The organism is Microseira wollei NIES-4236, assembly GCF_020521235.1.
GTDB classification, from domain to species: domain Bacteria; phylum Cyanobacteriota; class Cyanobacteriia; order Cyanobacteriales; family Aerosakkonemataceae; genus Microseira; species Microseira wollei.
The window spans coordinates 1-11,084 of the sequence record NZ_BLAY01000244.1; the positions used below are offsets into that span (position 1 = coordinate 1).

At 47.1% G+C, this 11,084-nt stretch carries 8 protein-coding genes; 3 read left to right on the forward strand and 5 right to left on the reverse strand.

Features of this window, described 5'->3' with window-relative positions; translation table 11 throughout:
- Positions 1-312: 312 nt before the first annotated feature.
- The 5 genes from MiSe_RS43875 to MiSe_RS43895 form a co-directional block, all read right to left on the reverse strand.
- Positions 313-1,047, reverse strand: coding sequence for a sulfite exporter TauE/SafE family protein (locus tag MiSe_RS43875; RefSeq protein ID WP_226592759.1), 735 nt, complete (start codon positions 1,045-1,047; stop codon positions 313-315).
- Between the two features lie 190 nt (positions 1,048-1,237).
- Positions 1,238-4,108: a M16 family metallopeptidase gene (locus MiSe_RS43880; protein ID WP_226592762.1), complete on the reverse strand. Its 2,871-nt coding sequence runs from the start codon at positions 4,106-4,108 to the stop codon at positions 1,238-1,240.
- 359 nt (positions 4,109-4,467) lie between these two features.
- On the reverse strand, positions 4,468-4,692 hold the full coding sequence (locus MiSe_RS43885; protein ID WP_226592764.1) for a hypothetical protein: 225 nt from the start codon (positions 4,690-4,692) through the stop codon (positions 4,468-4,470).
- Between the two features lie 235 nt (positions 4,693-4,927).
- Complete coding sequence (locus tag MiSe_RS43890) at positions 4,928-5,365, reverse strand: VOC family protein (protein ID WP_226592765.1); 438 nt, start codon at positions 5,363-5,365, stop codon at positions 4,928-4,930.
- A 48-nt stretch (positions 5,366-5,413) separates the two neighbouring features.
- Positions 5,414-5,923 carry a TIGR02652 family protein gene (locus MiSe_RS43895; protein WP_226592775.1) on the reverse strand — a complete coding sequence of 170 codons (510 nt, stop codon included), beginning with the start codon at positions 5,921-5,923 and terminating at the stop codon, positions 5,414-5,416.
- A gap of 236 nt (positions 5,924-6,159) precedes the next feature.
- On the opposite strand from MiSe_RS43895, the gene MiSe_RS43900 reads away from it, so the two are divergent.
- From MiSe_RS43900 to MiSe_RS43910, 3 genes are all read left to right on the forward strand, one after another.
- Positions 6,160-6,696 (forward strand): gamma carbonic anhydrase family protein, encoded by a 537-nt coding sequence (locus MiSe_RS43900; protein ID WP_226592768.1) that lies wholly within the window; start codon positions 6,160-6,162, stop codon positions 6,694-6,696.
- A 412-nt stretch (positions 6,697-7,108) separates the two neighbouring features.
- Positions 7,109-7,228, forward strand: coding sequence for a photosystem II protein Y (locus tag MiSe_RS43905; RefSeq protein ID WP_226592770.1), 120 nt, complete (start codon positions 7,109-7,111; stop codon positions 7,226-7,228).
- A gap of 400 nt (positions 7,229-7,628) precedes the next feature.
- The gene (locus MiSe_RS43910; protein WP_226592773.1) at positions 7,629-10,733 is read left to right on the forward strand and encodes a coiled-coil domain-containing protein; all 3,105 of its coding nucleotides are present in this window, start codon (positions 7,629-7,631) and stop codon (positions 10,731-10,733) included.
- The last annotated feature ends 351 nt before the right edge of the window (positions 10,734-11,084 follow it).

Sequence of the window (11,084 nt, forward strand, 5' to 3'; positions counted from 1 at the left end):
AAATTTTGGTTTATATCAGAAGATGATCCCATGCCGTGTCCCTACTATTGGTGGGCATTGGTAGGGAGACGGCACCCAATAAATTTTGGTTTATATCAGAAGATGATCCCATGCCGTGTCCCTACAGCCAGAAATCTATTGGTGGGCATTGGTAGGGACAAGGCGCCGAATAAATTTTGGTTTATATCAGAAGATGATCTCATGCCGTGTCCCTACTATTGGTGGACATTGGTAGGGACAAGGCGCCGAATAAATTTTGCTCTCAACCAGAAGATGATCTCATGCCGTGTCCCCACAGCTTTTGGCACAATTCTAATGATGGTGATGGTGATGGTGATGCATATTTTGCGGCGTATCGGCATTTCCAGGCAAGCTAGAGGGATGGAGTCGCGCTAACAGCGTCCTTTGCGGCGGTGGAGGTAACCAGCCTAAATTATACGCCCCCAACCAGAAGGTCAAACAGCCCAAAACGACCATTATCATTGCGGCGTAGCGTTCTAATTTGGGAACTTTTAGCCGTTGAATTAACATGCCAAACCCTACCATTGCAGGCATTGTACCCAACCCAAAAACAAACATGCCTAAAGTTGCGATCGCTTGCGATTGGGTAATCGCCAACGATAGCGCCATTGCAGTTAACCCACAAGGAATAAACCCCAGCATGACGCCTAGCGGATAGGTGCGATACCAACTATTGCTAGCATACAGCCGCCCGACGCTGTTTTGATACCAGCGATACTGTCCAATAGAAGGAAGTTTTCTAGGTAATATTTTCAGTTGACCTAATGCCAGGTAAATCATTATCCCACCCGCCAACAGTAATAGCGTGGCGCGCAGTCCTAATAAACCCTGTAAAATTTGACCGAAGCTACTCGCTATTAATCCCAAAAATGCGTAAGTCGTAGAACGACCTAAACCATATAGTACGTGGGAATGCCAACTATTATTCTGAGATGAAGAATACCCCATAACAAACGGACCACACATACCAATACAATGTCCGCTGCCAATAAAACCCAACACTAAAAATACGTACAAACTGAGCATTTTTTTCCTCCTCACAATTAACGCAGATGGGGAAAACGAGCAAAAATTTATCTTGATTTTTCCACCATCTCAGTACTCAATTTCCTAGTTATCTCATGCTTAACGGCTAATGACTAATTGCTCAATCAAGAAGAATACTATATTAGCAATTAGCAATTAGCAATTAGCACTTAGCAATTAGCAAATTGGGTTAAGTAACATTAGGCCCTGCTGTGACGACTACTAAGTTATCGGGATGCAGCAATTCTTTCGCAACTTGGTTCACTTGTTCTAAAGTAACCGCTTGAATTTTTTGGGGGAAGTTGCGAATTTCTTCTCGACTTAATCCATAAACTTCGTTCATCAAAATTTGAGCAGTTAGCGAGTCGGGATCTGCCAAAGAAACGCTATAACTGCTAGTCAATGAACCCTTGGCAGTTTCGACTTCGGCGGCGGTGAATCCTGATGTGCAAATTTGTTTTAGCAAGGCGATGGTACTGGAAATTGCTTTATTCGCATCCTCTGGTGCAGTTTGCATGTCAATAATAAATAATCCCGGTTGTTTGCCTGCTTGAAAGTAGCTGTAGATACTGTATGTTAAACCAAGGCGATCGCGTATTTCCGTCCCCAAGCGACTCGACAAGGTATCCCCACCCAAAATTTGATTTAATACCAAAGCAGCATAGTAACGCGAATCTTGTCGGTTAATGCCGCGATATCCCATCACGGTGATGGCTTGGGTTTTACCCGGTAAAACCGGGTTTAACCGCACTATTTTTTCCGGTAAATCGACGGGTGGAAAGTCGATCTGTGGAGGTTTTCCGCTTGCTGTCCAGTTGGCGAAATGTTTTTCTAGAAGACTTCGCACCTCTTGCGGATCAAAGTCTCCCACCAAAGCCAGTACGGTATTATCCGGTCGATAATAGGTTTGGTAAAATTCCACCACATCGGCGCGGGTAATCGCTTTGAGACTTTCCAACGTAGGATAGCTATGGAAGGGATGGTTTTGGGGGAAAATCTGTTGTTGCAGCGTCCGGAAACCCAAGTAGTTGGGGTTATCTAACTGTGCTTTCAGGTCAGTTATCCCACGCTGGCGACTCAGTTCTAGCTGCTCTGTGGGGAATGTAGCGTTTTGCACAACATCAGCCAGGGTTTCTACTAAAACGGGTAAGTCTGTCTTGAGGCTATAACCACCCACACTAACACCTTCCCGACCGGCAGAAAATCCCAGACTCGCACCTCGACTTTCTAATACTTTAGCCAAGGTGAGGGCATCTTTGGTTTTAGTCCCATTGATCAAATTATCTGCGGTTAGTTCGGCGACGCCTGCTTTTGCTGCGGGGTCAAATTGCCTGCCAGCGGGAATATTGCCGCTTAAAGTTACTGTGGGGGTGCTGCGATCGCTCACCAACAACACCTGCATCCCATTTCCCAGCTTAAACGACTCTGGCAACCCGCGTTCGCTTGTTTTATTCGCTACCTCTATCTCTGGCAGATACTTAGCCACCGCGGCGGGGTCTACAGGTGGTCCGAGGTTAAATTTTTCACTCGTTTGACTGGCGTTCCGCGTTCCCGTATCCCCTTGGGTTATCTGAGTTGGTTCAAAATATCCTACTGTGCGCTTCTCTGGTTTGAGGTATTCTTGCGCGACTCGCTGCACGTCGGCGCTGCTGACCTCGCCTACCCCTGCCAGCAATTTATCTATGTATCGATAGTCACCCGCAGTAGTTTCATTATCGCCTAACTGCGTTGCTTGATTAGTAATATTGCGGTTACCCAAGGTTATATCAGCTACAAACTGTGCTTTGGCGCGGTTGAGTTCTTCTGGGGTGACGCCTTTGGTTTGCAGGTCGGCGATCGCTTGTTGCAGGGTTTGGTCTATTTTCGTCAGTTTCTCACCCCGGACTGCCGTAGCGTACAATTCATACCAACCCGCGCCAATTAAGTTAGAGGTATAGCCTCCGGCGTCGCTAGTTAAACCCGACTCTACCAAAGCTTGGTACAAACGCGAATTGCGACCCGCCGTCAAAACGTAATCCATTACTTGCAATGCCGGGATATCGGGATGATTTACGGGTGGCAATGGATACACTACATTTAATAGGGGAGCGCTGCCTTCTTCCCGCAATACAATAGGATTTTGGTTTGTTGAACTAACCAGGGCGAGTTGAGTTAAATTCTCTGCTTTAGTTCTAAGGTTAACATCAGTAGAACCAGCCTCTGCTCCCCTGCTCACCTGCTCCCCTGCTCCCCTGCTTACCTTGGGAATATTACCAAAAATTTCTTTAACTGCTTGCAGCGTCGCTGCGGTTTGGAAATCACCCACAACGATTAAAGTAGCATTGTCGGGGCTATAATACTTGCGGTAATATTGCCGCACCTGGTCAACCGTAAACTTTTGTACATCCGCTTTTGTTCCACCGACTGGCAAACCATAAGGACTGTTGGGAAATGCAGCTTGCATCACCCTGCGGCTAAGTCGGTAACCGGGGTCATTTTCGTAACCTTGTAACTCGGAAATAACCACGCGCTTTTCGCTTTCCAGTTGCGCCGGATCGATGAGAGAATTGTGCATCCGGTCGGCTTCTAAAGTTAGTAAGGCGCGTAGTTTGTTTCGTTCAACGGTGCCATAATAAGCTGTTTGGTCATAGCTGGTGAAAGCGTTGGACTCGCTTCCCAAGGCGCTGAACAAGCGACCGAATTGGAGCGGGCGATCGCTTGTACCCTTAAACAGCATATGTTCGAGTTGGTGGGCGATACCATTGACTCCCGGTTCTTCATTGCGCGACCCTATTTTGTACCACACTTGCACGCTGACTACAGGCGCAGTATGCACTTCTTTGGTGAGAACGGTTAACCCATTATCCAAGACAATTTTACGGACGTTTTCCGTCATTCCACCTGCTGGGATCGCGGATTGCTTTTCGTTAAGAGCAGAATTTTCAGCCGCCACTACGGCAGAATTAACCCGATCTGGTTGGGTCGAATTCGCCTCCCCTGCGAATAGCAGCACGGCGAGCAAACACAGGCTAAACAACAATGCGGCAAAACGGTATCGACGCCAGAAAGCTAACAAAGACATAACTTTTAGAGACAGGGAGAAGAATTATATCTCAGCCTAGTTGCTAATTGCTAATTGCTAATTGCTAATTGGGATAGCTACTTAATATAGCATTTTTCTTCCATGAGCCATTAGCCGCTGTTTGAGAGATAACTAGCAACTTGAGTTATATAGCGATGGCCAAGAAACCGGGTTTCTCTGAAAAATCGTCGATTTACCAACTAGAAATATAGGTCGAAACCCAGTTTCTGGCAACGCCCTTGCCTAAGTCCTGACCCATATTTGACGCAGAAAAACTCCTCAGCCTCAAGCGCAGGTTTGGCAGCTTTGACCCTACCGCTGCGTTGAACCAGGAGTCATAAATATGGCGAACTGGTCAATTAATTGTTTTGACCATATTCTTCGACTAATTTCCTGAACCGCAAATAAGCTTGTTCTGGTGTGAGGGGTTCGGATTCGTTTTCCCCCGGAACCAAGAATTGCCTGCTGTCAGGAAATACCCGCACAACCAAACTAGGAATCAGCCCTAATTTCATTGCTTGTTTTCCCAGTGCTTCGGCTGTTTCGGAAAGGGTGTATTCATCGTGGAATTTATACTTAACCATGTCGTTTGCTCTCCTTCACTTTAGCCGACTTGAGTTATGAATCCAAAAATCTACTCCCAGTATGCATCGCTACTGTGGGAATGACCCTCGATCAATACAAATCTTCAGTATGTTTTAATAGGGCAAAACAAGTGCGGGTGAGCAGGTGTGCAGGTGGGCAGAAGGGGCAGAAGGGGCAGAAGGGGAATTTGAATGTACATTCTCCTGGAGCACCCCATCTCCTCTGCTCACCCGCTCACCCGCTCAAAACCCGAATAAATTCCAGGGGGAGTCCGTCGGCGTCGGCGATAAAGGCGACTTCGTAAACCCGCGAACCTATCATTTGTTGCGTCGGTTCTAATAATACTTTCAGCGCTTGAAATTGATCTGGTTGTTCGCGCGCCCTTTCCTCGAATTTTTCTTTTAAATAGGATAACCAGGAGGGCAGATCGGTGGTTGCTTGTGTCAGGTCAAACGATAAATGATAATATCCGACGTAGTGTTCGTCCCCGAAGGCGTCGGGGGCGGGGTGGGGTTCGGGAATTTGGATCAGTTCGATGCGTCCGTTTAACCCTTCCATCCAACAGGCGAGGGTATAGCCAGTGGTGAAGCGATCGCATACTGTAAAACCCAGCTGCTCGTAGAATGCGATCGCCCGATGAATATTTGCCGTGCGGATCGAAGCGTGGTGCATAAATTTGGTTATAGGTCACGGGTACAATTACCCATTACCAATTACCTATTATTCAAACAACCTGAAATAAGGATATCTTACGGGTACTCCCGGCTCTTTTTCCAATTCAAAATTAATTACTTCCCAGCAAGGTGCTTCCGACGGATCGGGGCTAAATTCTACTGGTAACCCATAAAGCCTGGGTTTATTTGCATCTGGTTGTCCCCGCCACGGCGTACTGCGTTCCAGGTAGCCGCTGATTAACTCCTGATAGCGTTTGGCGATAATAACGCGAGTTGCCCGGTATCCTTGGGTATAAAGACGATCCAGCGCTTCGTGGATTTCAAACCGAATTCCATCCGGATGGGTATGCTGGCGATACCACTCATTGTTCCACCTGCGCCACTGACGACCGGATTGCAGATGGACGAGTTCGCCCGATTTCGGGTTCGCCTCAAATGCACCGTGGCGCGGACACAGATAGGTATCTGTCAGCGTCAAAGCCGGAATCGTTTGCCGACAGTGGGGACACTGTATTTCCGGACCAAAAATTGGGTATTGAAAGCCTGGATTGGTCATGTATTGTGTCACCGCATGTCCTCTCTGTGCCGATCTCAATGCCTTTATTTTGACATTCCTACACTTAAAAGGGTGAGATTCTTAGACTACTACACAGAAATTATCAGTGTTGAGCTGATATTGATATTCTACCCCAGTCATGGGTTTTCTTTGCGATTCCCATACAATTGAGTACCCCATTCCCCTGCGCTTGCCTATATTCTAGGAAGGATTGTGTTACCGATTCCACATTCACCGTGAGCGATCTCAACCATCCATTCTATTGGCCTACCCCCGATCTTTCTGCTGCTGCTTTTATTGCCCCCACCGCTACGGTGATGGGTTGGGTAAAAGTGGCGACAGGTGTCAGCATTTGGTACGGTGCTGTCCTGCGCGGAGATGTGGAGCGCATTGAAATTGGCGAATACACCAATATTCAAGATGGTGCTGTTTTACACGGCGATCCCGGTAAGCCGACAATTCTGGAAGACCACGTTACAGTGGGACATCGCGCGGTGATTCATTCGGCGCATATCGAACGCGGCTGTTTGATCGGCATTGGTGCGGTGATACTAGACGGCGTGCGCGTCGGTGCTGGGAGTATCATCGGCGCGGGGGCGATTGTAACGAAAGATGTACCGCCTTTATCATTAGTTGTCGGAGTTCCTGCCAAACGGTTACGCAATTTATCTGAGGAAGAAGCGGCAGAGTTGATCGAACATGCCCAGAAGTATGAGAAATTGGCACTGGTTCACGCGGGGAAGGGAACGGATCTAGGATTTACTGGGGCATAAGGAGCGGGTGAGCGGGTGAGCGGAGCTTCAACAGATGAATGCTCGCGATCCCGTGGAGCGTTCCCTGACCAATGTGCGTTCGCGCAGCGTGTCCGCAGGACTCAGCACTCGGGAGGGGAACAGCGACGAAACTCGCAACCTCCTGTGGTAAACTTGAACCATCTTGACGCTCACTGCCGCAAGCGAGAACCAAGCTAATAGGCACAGGTTGCAAGAGCAAGTAATGGGTCTTGGGAACCAGGACTTCTGCCCTTGGAGGGAATGTCAGACCAAAGGAACCAGGTCGTTCTCTTGGCAATTCCCGATGAATTGGGAAGCTTACACTGTACCGTAGGTCAGTGTGTAGTAGTTCACTTGCAAAATATAAGCAAGATGAGAATCCATTCATAAATCTTTAAGAGAGGTCACTAATATGGATTGGCGTTTGTTAGTCGTGTTGCTGCCATTGATCGCTGCTGGTGGTTGGGCTTTCTACAACATCGGCAAGATAGCGATCGCGCAAGCTCAAGCTTTCTTGAACAAGCAAGCCTAATTTAGGCACTTTGTAGCCATCACCCCAACTGCCCCCTACCCTGGGGGCAGTCTTTTTTTTGAACATCGCTCACAACTAACTACAGCGGATTCCACTCTTTGTGAGGGAAAGCCTTATGGCGCAAGTTTGTGTAGCGGGTATTTGTGCACCCTGCACACAGCTGTTGGTGTACCTCTAAGTATGTAGGGTGCGTTAACCCAGTAACGCACCATTTCTACTAGATGTATCGCTGCGTAAGTCCTGCAACTGATAACCACCTCCTACTAAAGGAGCAAGGCGATATCTTACCTCAGATGGAAGCTGAGCAATTGATAATTTTACAAAATTAAATCTGGAACCCATACATAGTTTTCCAACGCAAAAGTTTTGCGTCGTTCTGAGTTTAGCTGAGGAAAATATCATGTTTCAAGCTATAAGCATTCCCCTGGACTTGTCCAGCGGGAAATTTTGGATTTCTCAGTTCCCAGGTTATGGAGTAACAGACAACCCAGGAGAATTAGCACTAATCTTTTCAAGTCCTCAGTTTTTCGTGGCATTAATTGCGGGCGTGTTAATGGCCTTCGCTTTTCAATTAGTATTAACTAACTTGTCCGTAGCCGCTAAAATTTCAGACAGCGCCGATGTTATAGAACTCGATGCCGATGATGACGAAAGCTGGGGAAAGCAAGTCCGCAGCATTGAATCAAAAATAGGCGTCTGGAGTTTAGTAACGGTCAATATTGCCTTGTTTATCGCTTGTTTTCTGGCGGTAAAACTCAGCTTAACCAACAGCGTAATTTTAGGGGCAATTATTGGCGTTGTCATTTGGTCGGCTTACTTTTTATTGCTAGCTTGGCTAGGTTCTAATGCGATTGGTTCCTTAATCGGTTCGGCAGTAAAAACCGCCACTTCTTCAATGCAAGGCGTGATGGGAACAGCCGCCGCTGCACTGGGTGCAAATGCCGTAAACTCACAAATTGTTAATACGGTAGAGGCATCAGTTGCTGCGGTTCGTAAGGAATTAGCTTCGGCGGTAGATCCCCGCAGCGTCCGGGAAACATTAGAAGAATATTTGGGCGATTTGAAACTGCCCAAATTTGACCTAAAAGACATTCGCAGTAACTTTGAAAAGTTGCTCAACGACTCGGACATAAAATCTCTGGCAGATAGGGATGTTTTGAAAAACATTAATCGCCAGACTTTTATAGACTTGGTTAGCAATCGCACCGATTTATCTAAAAAAGATGTAGAGGGAATTGCCGACCAGTTGCAAGAGGTTTGGCGACAAGTATTGGGGCGCGAGCAAAAAAATCCGCAAGAGGAATTAGTAAAATTCCTCAAATCTGCCAGTCCAGAAGATTTGAAATCTACCGACATCGCGACTAAGCTGGCTCAAGTAAATGGGGGCGGCAGCGAACAGAAACAGTATAGCAACGGGCAGAAAAATAGCCTGTTGCAAATGGGCGTGAATGCGGTGATGGGTGCAGTATTGGAACGAGTAGACCTCTCGGATTTAGATGTCGAAAGAATTTCCAATCAGTTGCAAAAACTGGCGGGCGAAACAACGGAAAAAGCCAAAAAAGTTGGCAGTAAAGTTTCGGAAAATCTGCCAAAGTTACAATTTAATCCGATTCGCGCCGATGTAGAAAACTACATTCTTAATTCCAAACCTTGGCATCTCAATCGGGAAACGATTAAGCAGGAGTTTCAACAAGTTATCTACGATCCAGAAGCAGCGCCGGGAGCAATTCGACGTCAATTAGAGCAACTGAATCGGGATTTCGTGGTACAATTGTTGAATCAGCGCGGCGATCTCGATGAGGCTAAAGTTGCAGAAATTGCCGACCAGTTGGAAGAAATTCGGATGGAAGTTTTGCATACCGTCCAAACTGGGGAAGCTGAAGAACAAGCGCAAGATTTACGCAGTCGGATTGAAAATTATCTGCGTTCAACGGGGAAAGAGGAATTAAATCCAGAAGGAATTGAACGGGATTTCAAAGCACTGTTGGAAGATCCGAATGTGGGATTTGAACAACTGCGAGATCGCTTATCCCAATTCGACCGCGATACCCTAGTCCAATTACTCGGACAGCGGGAAGATTTTAGTCCCGAAGAAGCAGATCGATTGATCGGTCAATTGGAAAGTACGCGCGATCGCGTCATCGCCCAAGCGCAAGAAATCCAAGCACAACTCAAATCCCAAGCTGACGAACTTCGCCAACGAGTAGAAGCTTACCTGCGCGATACCCACAAGGAAGAATTAAATCCCGAAGCAATTAAGCGCGATTTCCAAACGCTTCTAGAAGATCCCCAAGCAGGAATTACAGCTTTAAGGATGCGCCTCTCCCAATTCGATCGCGATACCCTCGTGCAATTGCTCACCGCCAGGGGAGATCTCAGCGAAGAACAAATCAATCAAACTATCGACCAGATATTGTCGCTCAGGGATAGCATTTTAAACGCACCCCAACAAATCAAAGAACAGTACGACGAAGTTAGCGCCAGAATTGCAGATTACCTGCGAAATACTAACCTGGAAGAACTCAATCCAGAAGGGATCAAGCACGATTTTGCTACACTGTTTGAAAATCCCAAAGAAGGTGCTTTAGCATTGCGCGAAAGACTTTCTCAAGTCGATCGGGAAACATTGGTTAAATTGCTGAGTCAGCGGGGAGACTTGACCGAAGAGCAAGTTAATCGCATCATCGACCAAGTGCAAGAGCAAATTCGCAGCATTATTAAAACACCCCGTCGCTTAGCATCTCGCGCCAAAGAAAGGGTACAAGATTTCCAAGCAAGTTTGGAAACTTACCTGCGGAATACCAACAAAGAAGAACTCAATCCCGATGCGATTAAACGCGACTTGCAATTGTTGTTTAGCGATCCGAAAGCGGGGGTGGAAAGTTTAGGCGATCGCATCAAACATTTCGATCGTTCTACCTTAGTTGCTCTCCTCTCCCAACGGGAAGATATTTCCGAAGAAGAAGCAAATCGCATTGCGGATCAAATCATCTCGGTGCGCGAGCAATTTGTCCAACAAATTCAGCTTGTCCAAACGAAACTGCAATCGGCAATAGACTCGATTTTTGCCCGAATTCGGGATTATCTCAACTCCTTAGAACGTCCCGAACTCAATTACGAAGGCATCAAACGCGACTTCCGCAAATTATTTGAAGATCCGCAAGCTGGAGTTGACGCATTGAAGGAACGTTTGAGTCAATTTGACCGCGATACTTTAGTTGCGGTTCTGAGTTCGCGCCAGGATATTTCCGAAGCAGATGCGAACCGCATTATCGACCAAATTGAAGCCGCACGGGATAGCGTTGTAACGCGCGCCGAACGCCTGCAAGAAGAAGCTAAGAAACGCATCAAAGATTTGAAGCGAAAAGCTAAAGAGCAAGGAGAAGAAGCGCGCAAAGCCGCTGCAACTGCTGCTTGGTGGTTGTTTGGTACGGCGATTACTTCAGTTGCAATATCTGCGTTAGCTGGAGCAATCGCTGTGGCAGGTTTTGATCTGTTTGGTTAAAGGTTTCAGGGGGAGTTAGTTAACTCAAGTTGCTAGTTATCTCTCTGGGAGCGGCTAATGGCTAATGGCTAATGGCTAATGTCAGTAAAAATCCTATATTAGCAATTAGCAATTAGCCAGCTTGCAACGGCGAAGTTTATAACTAGCAACTTGCGTTAGTTAAAAATAGGCTGGCGAAAGCTGGCCTATTTTTTTGAGGATTTTACACCTCTGGAAATACCTGGGGCAGGCAGGATGCCCACCCCACAAAACTAGGAACAAACTGCTTGTGGGGTGGGCCCGGCAGGCAGGATGCCCACCCCACAAAACTAGGAACAAACTGCTTGTGGGGTGGGCCCGGCAGGCAGGATG

Coding starts and splice junctions, on each gene's coding strand:
- MiSe_RS43875 (WP_226592759.1), bottom strand. CDS start 1,047: ATGCTCAGTTTGTACGTATTTTTAGTGTTGGGTTTTATTGGCAGCGGA.
- MiSe_RS43880 (WP_226592762.1), bottom strand. CDS start 4,108: ATGTCTTTGTTAGCTTTCTGGCGTCGATACCGTTTTGCCGCATTGTTG.
- MiSe_RS43885 (WP_226592764.1), bottom strand. CDS start 4,692: ATGGTTAAGTATAAATTCCACGATGAATACACCCTTTCCGAAACAGCC.
- MiSe_RS43890 (WP_226592765.1), bottom strand. CDS start 5,365: ATGCACCACGCTTCGATCCGCACGGCAAATATTCATCGGGCGATCGCA.
- MiSe_RS43895 (WP_226592775.1), bottom strand. CDS start 5,923: ATGACCAATCCAGGCTTTCAATACCCAATTTTTGGTCCGGAAATACAG.
- MiSe_RS43905 (WP_226592770.1), top strand. CDS start 7,109: ATGGATTGGCGTTTGTTAGTCGTGTTGCTGCCATTGATCGCTGCTGGT.
- MiSe_RS43910 (WP_226592773.1), top strand. CDS start 7,629: ATGTTTCAAGCTATAAGCATTCCCCTGGACTTGTCCAGCGGGAAATTT.